Here is a 20,535-nt window from a genome sequence, read left to right on the forward strand (position 1 = left end):
GGTCCTGTAGCACGCCCGCCCGCCCAGCTCATGATCGTCCGGCCGGATGCAGGCCGGTCGATGGGCTAGGCTGCCCGACCGTGACTGACGCCGCCGCCGCACCCACCTGCCTGGCCCGCCCCTTCACCGGACCGGACGACTTCCCGGCCGGGTGTGCGGCGGCGCGCGGCCTGAACGGCCGGCCGCTGCACGCGGCCGCGCTCAAGTTCTTCTGGGGACCCATGGACTGCGGCAAATCCACGATGGCGTTGCAGATGAACTACAACCACGCCCGGCAGGGGCGGCGGGGCCTCGTCACCACCCGCATCGACCGGTCCATGAGCGCGCAGGTCACCACCCGCATCGGGCTGGCGCACTCCGCCATCGAGGTCACCGACGACCTCGACCTGCGGGCCCTGGTGCGGGGCCGCTGGGACGAAGGCGTCCGCGTCGACTACCTCATCTGCGACGAGGCCAGCTTCTACACGGTCGAGCACGTCGAGCAGATGGCCGAACTGGTCGACAGCTACGACGTCGACGTGTACGCCTTCGGGCTGGCCACCGACTTCCGCTCGCACCTCTTCCCCGCCGCCCAGCGGCTCTTCGAACTCGCCGACGAGGTGGCCCGCATCCAGGTCGAGGTGCTCTGCTGGTGCGGGCGGGAAGGGCTACTCAACGCGCGGGTGGTCGACGGCCGGGTGGCCCGCGAGGGCGCGCAGGTCGTCATCGGCGACACCGTGGAGACCGCCGAGGTGCGCTACCAGGTGCTGTGCCGGCGGCACTACCGCAGCGGAGACCTCGGCCCCCGGCCCTGACCGGCCCACGTCGCACCCCGCCCGGGCCACCGCGCGGCCGCTCCTCGCCGGACACGCCGACGACGGTGCCGGCCGGCGTCAGAGCGGGTCACCACAGACCCGCCAGCCACCGTCCTCCTGCACCACCGGCAGCTCGCGTTGCTCGGTCAGGCCGCTCGCGCGGGTCAGCTCGACCACCACCGTGCCGCGCGGCCGGCCACCGCGGGTGGTGACCGCCACGTCCACGATTTCGTAGTCACGGACCTCCGGCGGGGTGCGTACCCAGCTCTCGAAGCCACCCTCGCTCCACTTCTTGCGGGCGTCGGCGCAGAGCCGGTCATAGGCGCGGCCGGTGTCGCCGAGGACGACCTCCCGCAGGAACTCGTCGGCGGCCTCCCGCACCGGGCCCGCCGCCTGGGTGACCACCTGGAGGTTGCGCACGCCGAGCCCGGCCACGCCGATGCAGCACAGGGCGACACCGACACCGGCGAACACCAGCCCGGTACGCATCGGGCGGCGCCGCCGGGCCGGCCGGTTCCACGACTGCCCAGCGCCCACGCCACGACCGTAAAGAACCGGAACGGGTCCGCGGGCGGCATTCGCCTCTGTCGCCGGTCCCACCGCATCGTCTACCGTCGGGCCACCACCCTCCCGCCGTGCCAGGAGCGCGCATGACCCGCTACGTGCAGCCGGTACCCGCCCCCGACGACCCGTACGGCAGCGACCCGCTGCTGCGGTCCTGGCTGGAACGGCAGCTCGGCGCCGCCGGGCACGCCGCGGCCAAGGACCGCCTCGCCGACCTGGCCGCCGACGTGACCGGGCCGCTGCGCCTCGCGCACGCCGACGCCGAGTCGCACCCGCCGACGCTGGTCCGCTACGACCCCTGGGGGGCGCGCGTCGACCGGATCGACACCTCCGCCGGCTGGCAGGCGCAGCGCGCCGCCGCCGCCCGGCACGCCGTGGTGGCCCTGCCCTACCTGAAATCGGCGCGCGGCACCTGGGGTGCCGCCGTCCGCGTCGTCCAGCACGCCCTGCTGCACCTGTACGGGCCGGAGTCGGCCACCTTCTCCTGCCCGGTGGCCATGGCCGACGGCGCGGCGGCGTTGCTCAGCCTCCCCGAGGTCGACCCGGCGGTCCGGGACGCCTGGCTGCCCCGGCTGCTCTCCACCGACCCGGACACGGCGATCACCAGCGGCCAGTGGATGACCGAGTCGCAGGGCGGCTCCGACCTGGGACGCTCCAGCACCATCGGCCGCCCCGCCGCCGACGGTTCGTGGCGGCTGACCGGGGAGAAGTGGTTCTGCTCGGCCGCCGACTCGGCGATGGCGGTGGCGTTGGCCCGGCCCGAGGGGGCCGGGCGGGGCAGCCGGGTCCTCGCCCCGTTCCTGGTGCCCCGCTACGCCGCCGACTCGCCGCTGGCCGGTCACACCGCGGCGCTCGCCCCGGCGCCGGGGGTCACCGTGCACCGGCTCAAGGAGAAGCTGGGTACGCGGGCGCTGCCGACCGCGGAGATCGGGTTGCGCGACGCGTACGCCCTGCCGTTGGGTGACCCGGCCCGCCCCGGCCTGGTCCGGGCGATGACCCTGGTGGTGGTGACCCGGGTGCACAACGCGGCAGCCGCCGCCGGCGGGATGCGTCGCGGTCTGGCCTACGCGCGGGCGTACGCCTCGGCGCGGCACGTGGCCGGTGGGGCACTGTCGACGTCCCCGCTGCACCGGGCCACCCTCGGCACGCTCGCGCTCGATGCGGCCGGCGCGTTCGTGCTCGCCGGGCACGCGTTCGCGCTGCTCGGGCGGGTGGAGGTGGGCGCCCACCCGGCCGCCGCCGCCGAGTTGCGCATCGTGGCGCCGCTGGCGAAGCTGGCCACCGGCCGGCTCGCGGTCAGCTCGGCCGCCGAGTACGTGGAGAGCTTCGGCGGCGCCGGCTACGTGGAGGACACCGGCGTGCCCCGGCTGCTGCGGGACGCTCAGGTGCTGCCGATCTGGGAGGGCACCACCAACGTGCTCGCCCTGGACGTGCTGCGCGCGGTCAGCCGCGAGGACGCCGGGCCGCCGCTGCTGCGCCGCCTCGACGCCGCCGCCGACCTGGCCCGGCCGCTCTCCCCCGCGCTGGCCGACACGCTCGCCGCGGTCACCGCCGAGCTGCGCGAGCGCCTCGCCGGGGTCGCCGCCGACCCGCAGGCCGTGGCGGCGGTCGCCGGGGCGCGTGAGCTGGCGCTGCGCCTCGCCCACGCGCTCACCACGGCGCTGCTGGTGGAGCACGCGGCGTGGGGCGACGAGCAGGCAGAGGTCGCCGCCCGGCTCTGGGCCCGCCGTTGGCTGCGGCACGAGGAGATCGCCGAGGACGCCCACCACCACCTGGAACTGCTCGGCTGACGTCCGGGGCGTCGCGGTGGCCGGTGACCGCGTCGTCGGCTCACCGGCGTGCCGCACTCCTGCCGGACGGCTCACGGTCTGGGCCGTCTACGGTTCGATCAGGCCGGCCCGGATCGCGTAGCGGGTCAGTTCCAGCCGGTCGCGCAGGCCGAGCTTCTGCAACAGGTTGGCCCGGTGCCGCTCCACCGTCTTCACGCTGATGAAGAGCAGCCGGGCGATCTCCTTGGAGGAGTGGCCCTCGGCGACCAGCTTGAGGATCTCCTCCTCCCGCTCGGTGATCGCGCGGGCCGGGGCGTCCGCGCCCTGCGCGCTGCGCTCCAGGTAGTTGCGGATCAGCGCGTTGACCGCCCCGGGGTAGAGGAACGGCTCGTCGCGCATGGCGGCCCGGCACGCCTCCACCAGGTCCCGGTCGGCGACGGACTTGAGCACGTACCCGTTAGCGCCGGCCTTGAGCGCCTCGAAGAAGTACTGCTCGTTGTCGTACATGGTCAGGATCAGGATGCGCAGCTCCGGCTGCTGCCGGGCCAGTTCGCGGGCGGCCTGCAGGCCGGTCATCCGGGGCATGGCGATGTCGAGGATGACCAGGTCGGGGCGTTCGGCGGCGGCGAGGCTGACCGCCTCCGCGCCGTCGCCCGCCTCGGCCACCACGGTCAGGTCGGGTTCGCTGTCGAGGATCAGCCGCACGCCTCGGCGGACCAGGGCGTGGTCGTCGGCGAGCAGGATGCGGGTGGTCACCGGGGGCTGACCGCCCGGTCGGCGGGTACGGTGAGCCGCACCTCGGTGCCCCCTGCGGGCGCCGGGCCGACCCCGAGGTGCGCGCCGATCAGCAGGGCCCGTTCCCGCATGCCGCGGATGCCGGCCCCCTCGGGCGCGCCGCCGATGCCCCGCCCGTTGTCGCGCACGCACAGCCGGACGGACCCGCCGGCGTGCTCCAGGGAGAGTTCGACGGCGGTGGCCTTGCCGTGCCGCACGGTGTTGGTGAGCGCCTCCTGGGCGACCCGGTAGATCACCAGCTCCGCCTCGTCGCCGAGGGCGGGAAGGTCCGTGGTGAGGTGCTGCTCGACGCTCAGCTCGCTGTGCCCGGTGACCTCGCTGGTGAGTGCCTTGAGGGCGCTGACCAGCCCCAGCTCCTCCAGCACTCCGGGGCGCAGGCGTCGGGCGATGCGGCGGATCTCGTCGAGGCTGTCGCGGGTGGTCTCCTGCACCCCGGCGAGTTGGACGCGGATCGGTTCGGGGGCGTGCCGGGCGACCTGCTTGAGTTCGAGCAGCATCGCCGTCAGCGTCTGGCCCACCTCGTCGTGCAGCTCCTGCGAGACACGGCGGCGTTCGGCCTCCTGCGCGGAGAGCGCGGCGGACGCGCTGGCGGCCCGCTCCGCCTCCAACCGGTCGATCATGGCGTTGAACGCCCGGATCAGCTCGGCGGTGCCACCGTGACCGGCGGCGACCAGGCGCGGCTCGGGCTGGAGCAGGTCGATGGTGGTCATGGCTCGCGCCAGCCGCCGCAGCGGCGCCAGGCCGACCCGCAGCAACGCGGCGTTGGCGACCAGCATCGCCGCGAGGCCGACCGTGAGGACGATCGCCTCGGTGAGCAGCACCGGAGTGGAGACGGTGACCGGACCGAGCAGCAGCAGTGTCGCGGCGATCAGCACGGCGGCGTTGAGCAGGAAGATCCGCCAGAACAGCGACACCAGTGACCTCCTTCCGCCGCCGGCCGTGCTCGCGCGCCGACTCGTCCTGCCAGCCTTCCCGGCGCCGGGTGCCGTGTAAATGCGTGCCGACACCCATTCGACAGTGCCGGCGCATACCCCACGGCGGGCGGGGCACGCGCGGCGGCGAACCCGGGGTCGTCGTGCGGTCAGCATGGCACGGTACCCGGCGCGGGCCGCAGGGGGCGTCGCCCGGCGCTCCGGTGTGGCGCACCTCGTCGCGCACGGATCTGCGGGTCGGCACCGGCGGCAAATGGGTGTCAGACCCGATGTCGGGCGGCGGCCCGGCCGGATGAACTTGCACCAGGAGGCCGGGGGTGCCGTCCGGCCGGTAACCCGCCGCCACCCCGACGGCCCTCCCCGGTGGTCCCGAGCCTGCCGGGGAGGGCCCTGGTGGTCGACCCACCGGAGGTCCCCGTGATCGCAGTACAGAAACGACAGGTACCGGCGGCGCGCCCGCCCGCAGCCGCTCAGGCGCGTCCCGGCGCCGAGCACGGCCCGCCGGGTCGGCGTTCGTGAGCGCCTGGCCCGCGATCGCCGCCACCGTGATCTTCGCGGTGGCGTTCATGTTCATCGCCACCGAGAAGATCAACCGGGTCGCGGTGGTGCTGGGTGCCGCCGGCCTGATGGCCCTGCTCGGTCTGGTGCCGGGCTCAGAGGTGTTCTACTCCCACCACGCCGGCATCGACTGGGACGTCATCTTCCTGCTCCTCGGCATGATGATCATCGTTGGGGTGATCAAACAGACCGGCGTGTTCGAGTTCCTCGCGATCTGGGCGGCCCAACGTTCGCAGGGCCGCCCCTACCGGCTGATGGTGCTGCTCGTGGCGATCACCGGGCTCGCCTCACCGTTCCTGGACAACGTCACGACGGTCATGCTGGTCGCCCCGATCACCATCTCGGTCTGCCGCCGGCTCGGCATCTCCGCCGCCCCGTACCTGATCGCCGAGGTGCTGGCGTCGAACATCGCGGGCGCCTCGACCCTCATCGGTGACCCGCCGAACATCATCATCGGCAGCCGTGCCGGGCTGAGCTTCAACGACTTCCTGCTGCACATGGCCCCGGTCGCCGTGCTGATGTTCCTGGCGTTCGTCGTCCTGGCACGGTTCATGTTCCGCCGGTCGTTCGAGTACCACCCGGAGCGGTTCGCGGCGGTACGCGACATGGACGCCCGCGCCGCGATCACCGACCCGGCGATGCTGACCCGCAGCCTGATCGTGCTGGCGCTGGTGATGGCCGCCTTCGCGCTGCACACCGTGATCGACGTCGACGTGGCGATCATCGCCCTGGTCGGCGCCGGGCTGATGGTCCTCGTCACCCGCGCCGACACCGCGAAGTACGTGGCGGAGGTCGAGTGGCCCACCCTCGTGTTCTTCCTCGGCCTCTTCGTGATGGTCGCCGGCCTCACCGAGACCGGGGTCATCGCGCAGCTCGGGCAGTGGGCGACCGCCGCCGTCGGCGAGAGCTGGTTCGCCGGGGCGACAAGCCTCATCTTCGGTTCGGCGGTGCTCGGCGCGTTCTTCGACAACATCCCGTACACGGCGACGATGGCGCCGATCGTGGAGAACATCGTCGCCGGAGCGGACCCGCAGACCGGGCAGGCGCTGTGGTGGTCCTTCGCCCTCGGCGCCGATTTGAGTGGCAACGGCACCGCCGTCGCGGCCAGCGCGAACATCGTCGTGCTCGGCATCGCCGCCCGCGCCGGCGAACCGATCAGCTTCTGGCAGTTCACCCGGTACGGCATCGTCACCACGGTGCTGACCGCGCTGATCGCCTGGGGATACGTGTGGCTGCGCTACTTCGCCTGAGCCCGCCGCAGCAGCGAGGGAGGCCGCGGTGACGCCGACCGAGCTGTACCTGGTGCTGGCCGTCGGCACCGGCGTCGTCCTGGTCAGCGTCACCGCGGCGCGACTCGCCACCCGGCTGGGCATGCCGGTGCTGCTGGCGTACCTCGGGGTGGGTCTGCTGCTGGGTCAGGACGGGCTCGGCCTGCCGTTCGACGACGCCGCCCTGGCGCAGGCGCTGGGCCTCGCCGCGCTCGCGGTGATCCTGGTCGAGGGTGGTCTGACCACCGACGTGAAGCACGTCCGCCCGGTCCTGGCGCCGGCGACCGTGCTGGCCACCCTGGGCGTGCTGGTCAGTGTGGCGCTCACCGCGGTCGCGGCGTACCTGCTGCTGGACGTCGGCTGGCAGACCGCCCTGCTGCTCGGCGCGATCGTCTCCTCCACCGACGCCGCGGCGGTCTTCTCGGTGCTGCGGGCGGTACCGCTGCCCAAGCGGCTGACCAGCCTCGTCGAGGCCGAGTCCGGCCTCAACGACGCCCCCACGTTCATCCTGGTGCTCACGTTCAGCGCGACCGGGCTGGCGGCGATCGAGCCGCTGCCGCTGCTCGCCGCCATGATCTTCCAGCTCGCCGCCGGTGGGGCGATCGGGCTGGCCGTCGGCGCGGCCGGGGTGTGGCTGCTGCGCCGCCTCACGCTGCCCACCTCCGGGCTGCACCCGATCGCGATCGTGGGCTGCGGGGTGCTCGCGTACGCCGTCGCCGGGCTGACGCAGACCAGCGGCTTCCTCGCCGCCTACCTGGCCGGTCTCGTACTGGGCAACGCGGGGCTGCCGCACCGGCGGGCCACCCGGTCGGTCGCCGAAGGGCTCGGCTGGATCGCCCAGATCGGTCTCTTCGTCATGCTCGGCCTGCTGGTCACGCCGAGTGAACTCGGCGCCAGCGTGGTGCCGGCGCTGGTGGTCGGCGCGGCCCTGCTGCTGGTCGCGCGGCCCGTGTCGGTGCTGCTGTCCCTGGCGGCGTTCCGGGTGCCGCTGCGCGAGCAGGTCTTCCTCTCCTGGGCGGGGCTGCGTGGCGCGGTACCCATCGTGCTGGCCACCATCCCGGTCGTGGCCGACTCTCCCGGCAGCGACCGGGTCTTCAACATCGTCTTCCTGCTCGTCGTCGTCTTCACCATCATCCAGGCGCCGGCGCTGCCCTGGCTGGCGCGACGACTGCGGCTCACCCCGCACGACGTGGGGCCCGACCTCCAGGTCGAACTGGCGCCGCTGGACGCGATGGACGCCGATCTGATCCACGTCACCGTCGAGCCCGGATCCCGTTTGCAGGGCGTGTACCTGCCGGAGCTGCGGCTACCCCCGCCGGCCGCGACCACCCTCGTGGTGCGCGGCCCGGACACGTTCGTGCCCGACGAGCACACCCGGCTCCGGGTCGGCGACCAGCTCGTCGTGCTCACCACCCCGAGGGTGCGGGAGGCCACCGAGCGGCGGCTGCGGGCGGTCGCCCGCGGCGGCCGGCTGGCCGGCTGGTTCGGCGAGACCGGTGACCCCGAGCCCGCGACCCCAACCGGCAGGAGGCGACAGTGCACATCGAACGCGTGATGTTGCCCGGCATCGGCGTCGGCTACACCCTGCGCACCGCGCAGGGGCAGCTCGTCGGCGTCGTGCGTCACCGCGGCGGACGCCGCGACCTCGTCCTCTACGCGCCAGGTGACCCGGACACCGTGGAGCGGTCGCTGGCGCTCACCGCCGCGGAGTCACGGGAGCTGGGTGAGCTGCTGCACCCGGTGGCCACCCTCGAGCACGTGCCGGACCTTGAGCGCGGGGCCGGGTCGCTGACGGTGGCCGCTGTGCCGATCACCGCCGCGTCGCCGTACGTCGGCCGCCGGCTCGGCGAGGCGGTCGCGGGCGTACGCGCCGTCACCGTCGTCGCCGTGCTCTCCGGTGGGCGGACGACCACGGCACCGGGGCCGGAGCACCGCGTCACCCACGGCGACGCCCTGCTCGTCGCGGGTACCCCGGAGGGCGTCGGCGCGCTCAGCACTCGGCTGACCCCGGAAGAGCCGTGACCACCGCGCACGTACCTGACAGGAGATGTCAGGTACGTGCGGCAGGCTGCCGGACATGACAGTGAAAGCCGACCTCGCCATGGTCAACCTCGACAGCTCCGACCCCGCCGCGCACGCCGCCTTCTACCAGCAGGTCCTCGGTTGGGAGATCACGCACAGCCAGCCGGAGTACGCGATGATCAGCGGCGGTGGCGTCGCCCTCGGCTTCGGGCTCGTCGAGGCGTACCAGCCGCCGTCCTGGCCGGACCCCGACAGCGGGAAGCGCTACCACCTCGACCTCTACGTCGACGACCTGGCTCAGGCCGAGAAGGAGTTCATGGCGGCGGGCGCCACCAGGCCGCAGTTCCAGCCCGGCGACGGGCGGTGGGTGGTGCTCGTCGACCCGATCGGGCAGCCGTTCTGCATCTGCCCCCGCCCGCGGAGCTGACCGGAGGCGTCGCACGCCGCTCGCTCCCGCAGCGGCGCGGCAAACCGGGGTGGGCGGAGCGCGCCGCCGGGTCAGCCGCGCCGCCGGGACCGGGCGGCCCAGATCACGTACGCGGGGTCGCGGTCCAGGTTGTGCCGGTCCCGGTCGTAGCGGCGGGTGGTCCGGGGATCGGCGTGCCCCATCGCGTCCTGCACGTCCTCCAGCGGTACCCCTTCGGCGCGGGCGGTGGTGGCGAAGGCGTGCCGCAGCGAGTGCGGGGAGAGCTTCGCCCACGCCGGGATGCCGGCCGCCCGGGCCAACCGACGTACGAGCCGGAACACCGCGTGCCGGTCCAGCCGGCCGCCGCTGGCGGTGACCAGCAGCGGCCCGGTCAGCTCGGTCACCGGCACCCCGGCCGCGGCGGCGCGCTGCGCCAGATAGTCGTCCACGGTGTAGGAGGTGCCCGGGGTCAAGGCGCGGCGGCGCTGCCGGCCACCCTTGCCGGTGAACCGCACGCTGCGGTGTCCCCGCTCGGCGCCGAGGTCGCCGACGTCGAGCGAGACGAGCTCCCCCACCCGTAGTCCGAGGTCGGCCAGGAGCGCGACGGCGGCACGGTTGCGGGCCGCCGTCGGGCCGGTCTCCGCCTCCGCGGCGGTCAGCAGGGCGTCGACCTCCTCCGGGGTGAGTCCGACAGTCGCCGAGTGGTCCCGGTCCACGCGGGGACGGTCCGCGCCGGCCACCGGGTTCGCGTCGACCGCGCGCAGCTTCGCCAGGAAGTCGTACCAGCTGGACAGGGCGGAGAGCTTGCGGGCCACGCTGGCCGGCGTCAGCGGCCGGCCGGTACGCGCGTTGCGGGTGTTCTCCAGGTCCCGGGCGTACTCGTTGACGTGCAGGAAGCTCGCCCGCAGCGGGTCCAGGTCACGCTCGGCGCACCAGCCGAGCCAGCCGGCGATGTCCCGCCGGTAGGCGTCGCGGGTGTGCGCCGACAGTCGACGGTTCTGCAGCCAGGCCTCGGTGAACTCCGTGGGGCCGGCGGGCAGGGCGGGGCCGGTCGACGGTCGGGCCGGGGCCTCGGGGAGAACCATGTGAAAAAGGTTCTCAGAGTCGGGTGGGTGAGCCGGTGAGGCGCGCCCGACAAGATTGTCGGGGACACCGGATACCGTCGGCCGGTGCGTGCGAGTCGCCTGGTGTCCCTGCTGCTGCTCCTGCAGACCCGGGGCGGGATGACCGCGCAGGAGCTGGCCGACGCACTCGAGGTGTCGGTCCGGACGGTCTACCGGGACGTGGAGGCGCTGGGCGCGTCCGGTGTGCCGGTCTACGCGGAGCGCGGGCCGGCCGGCGGCTACCGGCTGCTCGACGGATACCGCACCCGGCTGACCGGGATGACCCCGGCCGAGGCGGAGGCCCTCTTCCTGGCGGGCGTGCCCGGCCCCGCGGCCGAGCTGGGACTCGGCTCGGTGCTCGCCGCCGCGGAGCTGAAGGTGCGGGCCGCCCTGCCCGCCGAGCTGTCCGACCGAGGCGGGCGGATCCGCCAGCGCTTCCACCTCGACGCGCCCACGTGGTTCCGCGAGCCGGAGCCCACCCCGCACCTGCCCGCGCTCGCCGAGGCGGTCTGGTCGGACCGCCGGGTCCGGGTGCGCTACCGGCGTTGGCGGGCGCCGCGGGAGGTGAGCCGGGTCCTCGACCCGCTCGGTCTGGTGCTCAAGGCCGGCCGGTGGTATCTGGTCGCCGCCGTCGACGGTGAGGTGCGTACCTACCGGGTCGGGGCGATCCTGGAACTGGTCACGCTCGACCAGCCGGTCGACCGGCCGGACGGGTTCGACCTGACGCGCTGCTGGCGAGAGCACGCCGATCGTTACGAGCAGGGCGTCTACCGGGCGCAGGCCCGGGTCCGGATGACCGTGGCGGCGCTGGAGATGATGCCGTTCGTCTTCCCGCCGGCGATGAGCCGGGCCGCCCACTCGGCGGCCGGCGAACCGGACGCCGACGGCTGGCTGCTCACCACGGTGCCGATCGAGTCGGTCAAGCACGGTCACGTCGAGCTGCTCAAGCTCGGCGCCGAGGTGGAGGTGCTCGACCCGCCGGAGCTGCGGGAACGGTTCACCGCCACCGCGCACCGGCTCGCCACGCTCTATCCGGCAGGGCAGGAGTGACGGCATTCTGGACCGGCTGCGGCCAGCACCCACCCGTCGAGCGCTGGCGGTGCCCGACGCGCCGCGGGAGCGGCCCGTCGATGTCGAGCTCCTGCCCGAAGTTCCACGCCCGGTGACCTCCGGGCGGTGGAATCGGCCGCACGTGCGGGGGCGGGACGGCCGCCCCACCCCCGCGTTGTGTCAGGCGTTGATCTGCTTGTGTCCGTTCCCGCGCGAGACCACGGGCACCCGCCGCGGCTTGGCCCGCTCCGCCACCGGGATCCGCAGTGTGAGCACGCCGTTCTCGTAGCCCGCCTCGAGCTCGTCTGCGTCGAGAGTGTCGCCGAGGAAGAGTTGCCGGGTGAAGAGCCCCATCGGCCGCTCGGCGGCGACCAGCTCCACCTTGTCGTCGGTGGGACGGCGCCGCTCGGCGCGGACGGTCAACACGTTGCGCTCCACCGTGCAGTCGATGCTCTCCGGGTCGACACCGGGCAGGTCGAACGCCGCGTAGAAGAAGTCTCCGTCCCGGTAGGCGTCCATGTGCATCACCGCCGGGCGGGCGGTCGTGCCGAGGAACTGCTCGGCGAGCCTGTCGATCTCACGGAACGGGTCGGTGCGCATCAGCATGGTCGGTCTCCTCGGTCTCCAGTCCGAAGGGTTCAGGTTGAGTCTCAGTGACTCAACTTCCGGTTTCCTTGATACCGCGATCCCGCCACACCGTCAACCGCTGCGCCATCGAGGGGCGCCGCCGGCATACGCCGGCTCAGGGCCGGCGGTAGACGCCCCGCTCCCGGGTGAGCAGCAGTTCGTCCACCAGGTACCGGCGCAACGTCACGTGGTCGGAGCCGCCGTCGGCACACCACGGACGCAGGGCGTCGTTCACCGCGCTCTCCGGGTACGGGGTGTCCGGCGTGAACGAGCGCCGCGCGATATGTTCCAGCACGGTCCGTCGCCGGCTGCGCTGCGCCGGCAGGCCCACCAGCACCCCGTCGCGTACGAAGGTGCGCAGCACCGTCTCCTCCGGACCGGCCGCCTTGCGGACCGGCTGCGGGGCGCGGGCCAGTTCACGCAGTCGCGCCTCGTCGACGCTGAACGCGCCACCGGCGTCGACGAGCAGGCTCGCCGCGGTGAGCCGGCGAAGCGCGGTCACCACTTCCCGTGCGGGCAGTCCGGCGCGGTCGGCGATCTGGGTCGTGCCCGTCGCGCCGAGCGCGACCGCCGCGAAGACGCGCCGGCGTACGTCATCGGCGAGGGCGCCGGCGAGAGCGTGTGCCGTCATGCCGGCCACCCTGCCAGCGGCGGCACGCGCCCCGCCACGCGATTTCCGGCCCGCCGCTCAGCTGCCCGGCTGCTCGGCGACGAGCAGGACGCGGCGCAGCAGGTCGGACAGGACACGCCGCTCGTCCGGGTCGAGCACGTCGAGCAGGCGATGCTCCTCGGCGCCCCGGGCGTCCAGTGCGCCCCGCCAGGCCGCGCGCCCGGCGTCGGTGAGCGCCACGTCCACCCGCCGCCGGTCCGTGCTGGACGGGATGCGTTCGACCAGACCCCGGCGCACCAGCGAGTCCACCCGAGCGGTGATCGAGGCAGGTGCGACACCGAGGTCCTCGGCGAGCTCGGAGGGGGCGGCCCGACCCCGGCGACCGGCGAGCGCGTGCAGGGTGTCGTACTCGTGCGCCGGCAGGTCCACGTCGGCCAGCGCGCGCTCCTTGACGGCGCGCAGGTGCCGGGTGAGCAGCGACACCCGCGTCACCACGGCCTCCACGTCCGGGTCCAGATCGGGCAGCACGGGCAGCCAGCGCTGCACGTGCCGGTCGGCGCGGTCGGGCATCGTCACGCCAGCATGATACTACGGTGACGAAATATTCATTGCCGAAAGGTTCGATGTCGAAGTAACTTGCGTCGGTGACCCACCCCCTGCGCCTGCGCGCCTTCCGGCTGCTCTTCGTCGGCCGTACCGTCTCCGCCGTCGGCGACGCGGTGGTCCCCGCCGCGCTCGCCCTCGCCGTGCTGCGCGCCACCGGCTCGACCAGCGCCCTCGCCCTCGTCCTCGCTGCCGCGATGCTCCCCCGGCTGCTCCTGCTCCCGCTCGGCGGCGTCGCGGCCGACCGGTTCGCCGCCCGACGGGTCGCCGTCCTCGCCGACCTCACCCGCTGCGGCACCCAGCTCGTGGTCGGCCTCGAACTGCTCGGCGGGGACCCGTCGCTGGCCCACCTCGCGGTCGCATCCGCGGTCGGCGGCACCGCCGCCGCGTTCGCCCTGCCCACCGCGTCGCCGCTGGTCGCCGGCACCGTCGACGCCGCACAACGGCAGCGGGCCAACGCGCTGCTCGGCGCGAGCGCCAACGCCAGCCGGCTCGCCGGCCCGGCACTGGCCGGCGCCCTCATCTGGGCCGCGGGCCCCGGCTGGGCGTTCGTCCTCGACGCCGCCTCCTTCGCGCTCAGCGCCGCCCTGCTCACGGTGATCACGGTGCGGCACGTGCCGCGACCGCGGCGGCGGTCGCTCACCGCCGACCTGCTGCACGGCTGGCGCGAGGTCCGCGCCCGGACCTGGTTCTGGACCAGCCTGCTCGGCCACGGAACGTGGAACGGCGCCGCCGCGGTGCTCACCACCCTCGGCCCGGCCGTCGCCGTCGATCGCCTGGGTGGCGAAGGGGTCTGGCTGCTGATGCTCCAGGCCGGCGCGGTCGGCATGCTCGCCGGATCACTGGTCGCCGGCCGGTTCCGGCCCCGCCGCCCGGTCCTCACGGCCAACCTCGCCCTGGCCGGCTACGCCGCGCCGCTGATCCTGCTCGCCCTGGCCGCACCGGCCGCCACCGTCGTCGTCGCCTACGGCGTCGCGCTGGCCGCCCTCGGATTTCTCAACCCGGTCTGGGAGACCGTGGTGCAGAGCCAATTCCCACCGCACGTGCTGGCCCGCGTCACGTCGTACGACTGGCTGGTGTCGCTCGGCGCGACGCCGATCGGCTACGCCCTCGCGCCGCTCGCCGCCCGCCACTGGGGTGAACCGGCGCCTCTGGCCGTCGCCGGCCTGCTGGTTCTCGTCGCCTGCGCCGGCACCGCGCTCGTCCCTGCCGTACGCCGGCTGAACTGGCCCGCACCGGCCCCGGAGATCGCGCCGGCACGGTGATCCACCGTATCCGTGGCCGATCCGTTACGTCACGCACGCGCGTTCGGGCCACCCCCGCGACGCGGCGACCACCATGATATGGACGTGGCCGAATCCGTCACCGACCTGGGTCGTGCCCGCAGCGGAGACGACGCCCCGGCCGGCGGTCCGCCCGCTCCCGGCCCGCACGCCCGCGGGCCGTGGCCGATCGCCGGCGCGGTGACCGCCCTGTTGCTGCTGTTGGCCAACCGTTACGGCTACCACCGCGACGAGCTCTACTTCCTGCTCTGCGGCCGTCACCTCGACTGGGGATACGTCGACCAGGGCCCGCTGGTGCCCGCCCTGGCTCGACTGATCGACACGGTCGCGCCGGGCAGCCTGGTGGCGCTGCGCACCCCGTCCGCGCTGATCGGAGGCGGCTGCGTCCTGCTCGTCGCCGCGATCGCCCGCGAGCTCGGCGCCGGGCGGGGGGCGCAGACGTTCGCGGCGTTCCTCGCCGGCACCTCGGGCCTGGTGCTCGCCACCGGGCACCTGCTCAGCACCACCACCGTCGACATGCTCGTCTGGCTGGCCGTGGCGCTCTTCGCCGTGCGGGTGCTGCGCACCGGTGACCCTCGGTGGGCGCTCGGCATCGGGCTGACCCTCGGCGTCGGCATGCTCAACAAGCTGCTGCCCGCGCTGCTCGCGGTCGGGCTCGTCGCCGGGGTGGCCATCGCCGGGCCGCGCCGGCTGCTGCGCGACCGCTGGGTGCTCGCCGCCGCCGGCGTCGCCGTGCTGCTCGCCGCGCCCACGCTGATCTGGCAGGCCGCGCACGGCTTCCCGCAGCTCTCCGTGGCCGCCGCCATCGCCGACGGCGACAGCTCCTACAGCGGTCGCATCGACGCGCTCACCCTCCAGTTCGTCATCATCAGCCCGTACGCCGTGCCGATCTGGATCGCCGGGCTCGTCGCCCTGCTGCGCCGCCCGGCGTGGCGGCCCTACCGGGCGCTGGCCTGGGCCTGGCTGGTGGTGGTCGCCGTCGTGCTGCTCGCCGGCGGGAAGGGTTACTACGACGCCCCGCTGCTGCTGGTGCTCGCCGCCACCGGGGCCGTGCTCACCGTCGCCTGGGCCGGCCGCGGCACAGCCACGCTGAAGCGCGGGCTGCTGGTCCTCGGCGCGTTACTGTTCGTCGCCCCCAACGGGGTGCTGCTGCTGCCCACCCTGCCCGCCGACCGGCTGCCCGGCTTCGTCACCGCCGTCAACTACGACGCCGGGGAGACGATCGGCTGGCCGGCGTTCGCCGACTCCGTCGCCGCCGTGCACCGCGCGCTGCCCGAGCCGCAGCGCCAACGGGCCGTCATCCTCACCGCGAACTACGGCGAGGCCGGCGCGATCGCCCGCTACGGCCCGACGCGGGGACTACCGGCGGCCTACTCCGGCCACAACAGCATGGCCGACTTCGGCCGACCCCCCGCCGACGCCGACGTGGTGATCGCCGTCGGCTGGGAACGCCCCGACCGGTTGCGGGAGTGGTTCACCGACGTCACCCTCGCCGGCCGGGTCGACCAGCGCGTCGAGGTCGACAACGACGAGAACGGCGGCCCGATCTGGCTCTGCACCGGGCTGCGGCGACCCTGGGCCGAGATCTGGCAGACCGAGGTACGCCACGCGGGCTGACCCCGTTGCGGCGTTACCCCGCGTCCGAATACCTCACCGTGCCCGCCGGCCCGGAGGAATCCCCGGAACCGGGGACGACCCGGCGCGGTCGCGTCGATAATTCCTCCCAGGATGCGGCGGCAAGCCGTGCGGCTGCCGTTCGCCCGGCGGCGCCCGGCGAGTTCCGCGATCCGGGCGCGACGGGGCGGGAGGCCGGGATGACGACCGGGGACGGCGCCAGCCTGGTGCGCCGGCCGGACGCCTCGAACCGCGCCACGCTGCTGGAGTTGCTCTTCGACGTGGTCTTCGTGGCGGCCATCGCGCTCGTCTCGATGACCATCGCCGAGGGCGAGTCCTGGGCCACCACCGGGCACGCCCTGTTGCTGTTCATGGCCATCTGGTGGACCTGGTCGGTCACCGCCGTCACCACGGACTTCTACGACCCGGAGCAGCGCCCCCTCCAGGCCGTGCTCATGGTGACCATGCTCGGCGCGGTGGGTACGGCCGCCACCCTTCCGAGAGCCGTCGACGGGCATCCACTGCTCTTCGCGCTTGCCTACGTCGCCCCGCACGTGGTTCGCGGCGTCATCCTGGTCGGCGTCCTGCACCAGCACCGGCACAAGGCCCAGGAGCGGGCCACCCGGTTCTTCTTCTGGTTCACGGTCTCCGGAATCCTGTGGATCGTCGGGGCGCTCCTGCCCAACCAGCCGCACTGGCCACTCTGGGCCGCCGCCCTGGCCATCGAGTACGTGTCGACCGCGGCACGCTATCCGACGCCGTTTCTGGGCCGCGTGCCGCTCGACCAGTACGAGAAGGTGACCGAGCACCTGGGCGAGCGGTACCAGCAGTTCGTCATCCTCGCGCTCGGCGACATCATCCTCGTGCCCACCCTGAAGATCAGTTCTTCGGACTTCGCCCCGTCCCGGATGGTCGGGTTCCTGATCGTCTTCGTGACGATGCTGCTGCTCTGGCAGCTCTACGTGTACCGGTCGGGTTCGATCCTGAAGATGTCCAAACGCCGCCGAGGCCGGGCCGCCCGGGCGGCCCCGTACACCCACCTGGTCACGTTGACCGGAGTGGTCCTCGTCGCCGCGGGCGCGGACCGGATCATCCACCAGCCGACCGGGGACACGCCGATACACTCGGTCGCCCTGATGCTGGTGGGACCGATGCTGTTCCTGGTCGGCCGGACCCTCTTCACCTACCTGGTCGAAGAGGGCCCGTCGTGGCGCCGGCTGGTCTGGATCCCGGTGCTGGGCGCCATGGTGCCGTTCGCGGGCGGCTGGCCCCCGCTGCTGGTCGCCGGCGCGGTAGTGGTGGTGCTGGCCGGTGTGGTGGTCTCCGACATCCTGGTCGCACGGTGGCTGCGACGGAATCGGCACCGGGGCGAGCGCTCCGAGCCCGCCCCGGGACGGTGACCGGCCCGCTCAGCCCGTCGGCAGGTCGCGGCCGCGCTGCTGCACGCCCGCCCGGCCGTACGGGTAGTCGCCCACCGGCGGGTCGCTGGCCTCGTCCAGCAGGCGGATCTGCTCCGCGTCGAGGGTCAGGTCCGCGGCGGTCAGGTTGTCGTCCAGCTGCTCCGCGGTCCGCGCTCCGAGGATCACCGACGTGACCGCCGGCCGCGCCGCCAGCCAGGCCAGCGCCACGGCCGACATGGACACGCCCCGGTCGTCGGCGACCCGACGCACCGCGTCGATCACCCGCCAGGTGCGGTCCTGGGCGTTGCGCCCGGCGTACGCCTCGACGCCGCGCTCGGGGTTCTCGCCGAGCCGGGTGGCTCCCGTCGGCGGGGTGTCCCGGCGGTACTTGCCGGTCAGCCATCCGCCGCCGAGCGGGGACCACGGCAGGATGCCGATGCCCTCGTTCTCGCAGACCGGCACCAGCTCGAACTCGATCTCCCGGGCCAGCAGGTTGTACTGCGGCTGCAGGGTCACGATCGGGTTGAGGCCGAGGTGCTGGGTGAGCAGCGCCGCCTTCTGCAGCTGCCAGCCGGTGAAGTTGCTGACCCCGGCGTAACGGATCTTGCCCGCGCGGATCGCGTCGTCGAAGAAGCGCAGCGTCTCCGGCAGCGGAGTCAGCGGATCCCAGGCGTGCGCCTGGTAGAGGTCGACGGCCTCCACACCGAGCCGCCGCAGGCTCGCCTCCAGGGCGCGGGTCAGGTGCACCCGGGACAGACCGGCGTCGTTCGCTCCCGGCCCCATCGAGAACCGGCCCTTGGTGGCCAGCACCACCCGGTCGCGCATGCCGGGCCGCGCCCGCAACCACCGGCCGACGATCTCCTCGGAGACACCGGCGGAGTAGACGTCGGCGGTGTCGATGAAGGTGCCGCCGGCCTCGACGAACCGATCGAGCTGGGCGAAGCTGCCCGCCTCGTCGGTCTCGGAGCCGAAGGTCATCGTGCCGAGGCAGAGGGTCGACACCACCGTGCCGGTGGCGCCCAGGGTCCGGTAGCGCATGGCTTCCTTCCAGTCGAGGAACAGCGCGATCTTCGCACCGGAGCGCGGTCGGCCGCGCCCCGGGCCCGGGTGCTCCGGCGCCTCGTGCGCCGCGGTCGACCGTCGCAGGTGGGCGGGCGCGCCGCCGCGGCCCTGGTCAGCCGCCCGATCGATCCGACGTGGCGGCGCCGGGCTCGGCCGGGCGCGTCGATGCGACAGTGCGCTCCGGCTTGGGATCGGGCAGAGTGGCCCGCGAGGTGTGCGACGGCCGGTACGGGAAGGAGCGACAGTGGAAGGTCCGACCGGGGTGGTCTTTCCCGTGACCGAGGGCAGGCGCAGCACGACCGCGCTCGGCCGGTCGGTCGTCGCGGACGCGCTGCGCGCGGTCGACCCGGTCGGCGCCCGTTCCGCCGAGCACGAGACGGACTGGCGGCACGGCTACCTCGGCCACTTCCGTCGGCTCGTGGAGGCCGGACTGCTCTCCGCCGACGCCGCGGTCACCGTGGCCCGCGCCGGGCTGACCTCCCTGCACAGCCGGATGACGGTGATCGACGAGGACGGCCGCGAGGCGCGACTCGACGACGCCTGCGCGGCGTCCGGCGACCACCCGATGCTGGGTACGGCCACCGTCACCGGCGCCGGCCCGGTCGAGCGGGAGCTCTCGTTGCCGTACCGCGGCCGGCGACTGCGCGGCGACGACCTGCGCCGCCGCCTCGACGCGTGGGTCGGCGCGGGCGTCGTCGAACCCTCGTGCGCCGAGGCGGTCGGTACGGTCGTCGAGAATCCCGACTGGCTGGACCTGCGCGACCAGCGGATCGTCGTGCTCGGCGCGGGCGCCGAGATGGGCCCTCTGACGTCGGTGCTGCGCTGGGGCGGCGAGGTCGTGGCGGTCGACCTGCCCCGGCCGGAGATCTGGCGGCGTCTGGTGCAGACCGCCCGCCGCCACGGCGGCCGGCTCCACCTGCCGCTGCGCCCCGGCAGCGGCGCGGACGGCGACGACCGGGCGCTGGCCGCGCAGGCGGGCGCCGACCTGCTGCACCGCCTGCCGCAGGTGGCCCAGTGGCTGCGGCAGGTCGACGGCCGGCTCGTGCTGGGCAACTACGTCTACGCCGACGGGGCCACGAACGTCCGGGTCGCGGTGGCCGTCGACGCACTCACCCGGCACCTTCAGCAGCATCGCCCCGACACGGCACTCGCCTTCCTCGCCACCCCCACCGACGTCTTCGCCGTCCCCGTCGACGCGGTGCGCCACGCCAACGACGGGTACGCGAGCCGCACGGCCGCGCACCGCGCGCTGCGGATGCTCTCCGCCGGCCGGTTGCTGCGCCGCAACTATCCGCCGGGCGCCGACCCCGGCATCAACGACAGCCTCGTGCCGCAGCAGGGGCCCAACTACGCACTCGCGAAACGGTTGCAGCGATGGCGGGCCACCGTCGCGCGGGAGGCGGGCGCGACGGTGTCGTTCACCGTCGCGCCGCCCACCCGAACCCGTTCGGTGTTACGCAACCGGGCGCTCGCGGCCGCGTACGCCGGGGCGCACCGGTTCGGGATCGAGGTGTTCGACCCGGCGACCAGCAACACCCTGATGGCCGCGCTGCTCGTGCACCACCTGCGCACCGGCGGGCCGGCGTTCGCCCAGCCCTGGCAGGACGAGGCGTACGCCGCGGCGCACGGCGGGCTGTGGCGGGTGCCGTACGCCCCGCGCAGCGCCCTCGGGCTGGCCGTGCTGCTCGGTCTCGGCGGGGCCCGCGCCTGAGCCCAGGTGGGCCGTCCCTGCCGGGTCCTGCCGAACGGTCGCGCTCGGTGGCCCGGTGCGCCCGGACCGGGGCGCGCCGCCAGTGCCGGATCCGGGGCGGAGCAGCAGGTCAACCGGCTTCTGCTGGCCTGCCGGCAGGCCAGCAGAAACACCTTTCCTAGATCAACCAGTGTCGGAGGGAGTGGCCCTGGTTAACCGCTCAATTCCTCATGCGGACACCGGTCGACGGTGGATTCAGTTCAGAAGAAGCAGACGGACGATGCCGCCCGGGTTTCTGCTCGGCATCGGCGGTTCCGAGCCGCGAAGACGTCGCGATTTCCCCGTAACCAGGCCCGAGACGGCTCGCCCCTGGGAGCGTGAAGCC

The 20,535-nt window shown here is 74.0% G+C and carries 19 protein-coding genes; 11 read left to right on the top strand and 8 right to left on the bottom strand.

Going from position 1 to position 20,535, the window contains the following annotated elements; all coding sequences use genetic code 11:
- Positions 1-80: 80 nt before the first annotated feature.
- A complete protein-coding gene (locus tag E1211_RS09980; protein ID WP_132347708.1) occupies positions 81-794 on the top strand; it encodes a thymidine kinase in 714 nt (237 codons plus the stop codon).
- A gap of 78 nt (positions 795-872) precedes the next feature.
- On the opposite strand, the gene E1211_RS09985 is transcribed toward E1211_RS09980, so the two are convergent.
- Positions 873-1,283 (bottom strand): hypothetical protein, encoded by a 411-nt coding sequence (locus E1211_RS09985; RefSeq protein ID WP_132347770.1) that lies wholly within the window; start codon positions 1,281-1,283, stop codon positions 873-875.
- 161 nt (positions 1,284-1,444) lie between these two features.
- On the opposite strand from E1211_RS09985, the gene E1211_RS09990 reads away from it, so the two are divergent.
- The gene (locus E1211_RS09990; RefSeq protein ID WP_132347710.1) at positions 1,445-3,148 is read left to right on the top strand and encodes an acyl-CoA dehydrogenase family protein; all 1,704 of its coding nucleotides are present in this window, start codon (positions 1,445-1,447) and stop codon (positions 3,146-3,148) included.
- 87 nt (positions 3,149-3,235) lie between these two features.
- Here the strand turns inward: E1211_RS09990 and E1211_RS09995 are convergent, their stop codons facing one another.
- Positions 3,236-3,883 carry a response regulator transcription factor gene (locus E1211_RS09995; protein ID WP_120676592.1) on the bottom strand — a complete coding sequence of 216 codons (648 nt, stop codon included), beginning with the start codon at positions 3,881-3,883 and terminating at the stop codon, positions 3,236-3,238.
- Positions 3,880-4,836, bottom strand: a complete 957-nt coding sequence (locus E1211_RS10000; protein ID WP_132347712.1) for a HAMP domain-containing sensor histidine kinase — start codon at positions 4,834-4,836, stop codon at positions 3,880-3,882. The genes E1211_RS09995 and E1211_RS10000 overlap by 4 nt, the downstream gene beginning before the upstream one ends.
- Before the next feature lie 533 nt (positions 4,837-5,369).
- Between E1211_RS10000 and E1211_RS10005 the strand changes: the two genes are divergently transcribed.
- From E1211_RS10005 to E1211_RS10020, 4 genes are read left to right on the top strand one after another with little or no spacing between them, the layout of a single operon-like run.
- Positions 5,370-6,662 (top strand): SLC13 family permease, encoded by a 1,293-nt coding sequence (locus E1211_RS10005; protein WP_243709472.1) that lies wholly within the window; start codon positions 5,370-5,372, stop codon positions 6,660-6,662.
- A gap of 28 nt (positions 6,663-6,690) precedes the next feature.
- Complete coding sequence (locus tag E1211_RS10010) at positions 6,691-8,235, top strand: potassium/proton antiporter (RefSeq protein WP_132347714.1); 1,545 nt, start codon at positions 6,691-6,693, stop codon at positions 8,233-8,235.
- Positions 8,217-8,702, top strand: a complete 486-nt coding sequence (locus tag E1211_RS10015; protein WP_132347716.1) for a cation:proton antiporter regulatory subunit — start codon at positions 8,217-8,219, stop codon at positions 8,700-8,702. Before E1211_RS10010 ends, E1211_RS10015 begins: the two co-directional genes overlap by 19 nt.
- Before the next feature lie 55 nt (positions 8,703-8,757).
- On the top strand, positions 8,758-9,129 hold the full coding sequence (locus E1211_RS10020) for a VOC family protein (protein ID WP_132347718.1): 372 nt from the start codon (positions 8,758-8,760) through the stop codon (positions 9,127-9,129).
- Positions 9,130-9,200: 71 nt separating this feature from the next.
- On the opposite strand, the gene E1211_RS10025 is transcribed toward E1211_RS10020, so the two are convergent.
- Positions 9,201-10,193, bottom strand: coding sequence for a tyrosine-type recombinase/integrase (locus E1211_RS10025; protein WP_132347720.1), 993 nt, complete (start codon positions 10,191-10,193; stop codon positions 9,201-9,203).
- A gap of 84 nt (positions 10,194-10,277) precedes the next feature.
- On the opposite strand from E1211_RS10025, the gene E1211_RS10030 reads away from it, so the two are divergent.
- Positions 10,278-11,261 (top strand): YafY family protein, encoded by a 984-nt coding sequence (locus E1211_RS10030; protein ID WP_132347722.1) that lies wholly within the window; start codon positions 10,278-10,280, stop codon positions 11,259-11,261.
- A 180-nt stretch (positions 11,262-11,441) separates the two neighbouring features.
- On the opposite strand, the gene E1211_RS10035 is transcribed toward E1211_RS10030, so the two are convergent.
- The 3 genes from E1211_RS10035 to E1211_RS10045 form a co-directional block, all read right to left on the bottom strand.
- A complete protein-coding gene (locus tag E1211_RS10035) occupies positions 11,442-11,867 on the bottom strand; it encodes an Hsp20/alpha crystallin family protein (protein WP_132347724.1) in 426 nt (141 codons plus the stop codon).
- A 136-nt stretch (positions 11,868-12,003) separates the two neighbouring features.
- Positions 12,004-12,519: a DUF2087 domain-containing protein gene (locus tag E1211_RS10040; RefSeq protein ID WP_132347726.1), complete on the bottom strand. Its 516-nt coding sequence runs from the start codon at positions 12,517-12,519 to the stop codon at positions 12,004-12,006.
- Positions 12,520-12,576: 57 nt separating this feature from the next.
- On the bottom strand, positions 12,577-13,068 hold the full coding sequence (locus E1211_RS10045; RefSeq protein WP_132347774.1) for a MarR family winged helix-turn-helix transcriptional regulator: 492 nt from the start codon (positions 13,066-13,068) through the stop codon (positions 12,577-12,579).
- 74 nt (positions 13,069-13,142) lie between these two features.
- Between E1211_RS10045 and E1211_RS10050 the strand changes: the two genes are divergently transcribed.
- The 3 genes from E1211_RS10050 to E1211_RS10060 all read left to right on the top strand — a co-directional run bounded on the left by E1211_RS10050 (position 13,143) and on the right by E1211_RS10060 (position 17,398).
- On the top strand, positions 13,143-14,366 hold the full coding sequence (locus tag E1211_RS10050) for an MFS transporter (protein ID WP_132347728.1): 1,224 nt from the start codon (positions 13,143-13,145) through the stop codon (positions 14,364-14,366).
- 78 nt (positions 14,367-14,444) lie between these two features.
- On the top strand, positions 14,445-16,001 hold the full coding sequence (locus E1211_RS10055) for a glycosyltransferase family 39 protein (protein ID WP_371686140.1): 1,557 nt from the start codon (positions 14,445-14,447) through the stop codon (positions 15,999-16,001).
- A 197-nt stretch (positions 16,002-16,198) separates the two neighbouring features.
- Positions 16,199-17,398: a low temperature requirement protein A gene (locus E1211_RS10060; RefSeq protein ID WP_132347732.1), complete on the top strand. Its 1,200-nt coding sequence runs from the start codon at positions 16,199-16,201 to the stop codon at positions 17,396-17,398.
- Positions 17,399-17,407: 9 nt separating this feature from the next.
- On the opposite strand, the gene E1211_RS10065 is transcribed toward E1211_RS10060, so the two are convergent.
- On the bottom strand, positions 17,408-18,436 hold the full coding sequence (locus E1211_RS10065; RefSeq protein ID WP_132347734.1) for an aldo/keto reductase: 1,029 nt from the start codon (positions 18,434-18,436) through the stop codon (positions 17,408-17,410).
- 268 nt (positions 18,437-18,704) lie between these two features.
- On the opposite strand from E1211_RS10065, the gene E1211_RS10070 reads away from it, so the two are divergent.
- Complete coding sequence (locus E1211_RS10070; RefSeq protein ID WP_132347736.1) at positions 18,705-20,171, top strand: hypothetical protein; 1,467 nt, start codon at positions 18,705-18,707, stop codon at positions 20,169-20,171.
- The last annotated feature ends 364 nt before the right edge of the window (positions 20,172-20,535 follow it).

It is taken from the genome of Micromonospora sp. 15K316, assembly GCF_004348525.1.
Taxonomy (GTDB): Bacteria; Actinomycetota; Actinomycetes; order Mycobacteriales; family Micromonosporaceae; genus Micromonospora.

Excerpts from the sequence above, each read along its gene's own strand:
- E1211_RS10065 (WP_132347734.1), bottom strand. The coding sequence starts at position 18,436 with ATGCGCTACCGGACCCTGGGCGCCACCGGCACGGTGGTGTCGACCCTC.
- E1211_RS09990 (WP_132347710.1), top strand. The coding sequence starts at position 1,445 with ATGACCCGCTACGTGCAGCCGGTACCCGCCCCCGACGACCCGTACGGC.
- E1211_RS10020 (WP_132347718.1), top strand. The coding sequence starts at position 8,758 with ATGACAGTGAAAGCCGACCTCGCCATGGTCAACCTCGACAGCTCCGAC.
- E1211_RS09985 (WP_132347770.1), bottom strand. The coding sequence starts at position 1,283 with ATGCGTACCGGGCTGGTGTTCGCCGGTGTCGGTGTCGCCCTGTGCTGC.
- E1211_RS10055 (WP_371686140.1), top strand. The coding sequence starts at position 14,445 with ATGGACGTGGCCGAATCCGTCACCGACCTGGGTCGTGCCCGCAGCGGA.
- E1211_RS10060 (WP_132347732.1), top strand. The coding sequence starts at position 16,199 with ATGACGACCGGGGACGGCGCCAGCCTGGTGCGCCGGCCGGACGCCTCG.
- E1211_RS10045 (WP_132347774.1), bottom strand. The coding sequence starts at position 13,068 with ATGCCCGACCGCGCCGACCGGCACGTGCAGCGCTGGCTGCCCGTGCTG.
- E1211_RS10035 (WP_132347724.1), bottom strand. The coding sequence starts at position 11,867 with ATGCTGATGCGCACCGACCCGTTCCGTGAGATCGACAGGCTCGCCGAG.
- E1211_RS10040 (WP_132347726.1), bottom strand. The coding sequence starts at position 12,519 with ATGACGGCACACGCTCTCGCCGGCGCCCTCGCCGATGACGTACGCCGG.
- E1211_RS10025 (WP_132347720.1), bottom strand. The coding sequence starts at position 10,193 with ATGGTTCTCCCCGAGGCCCCGGCCCGACCGTCGACCGGCCCCGCCCTG.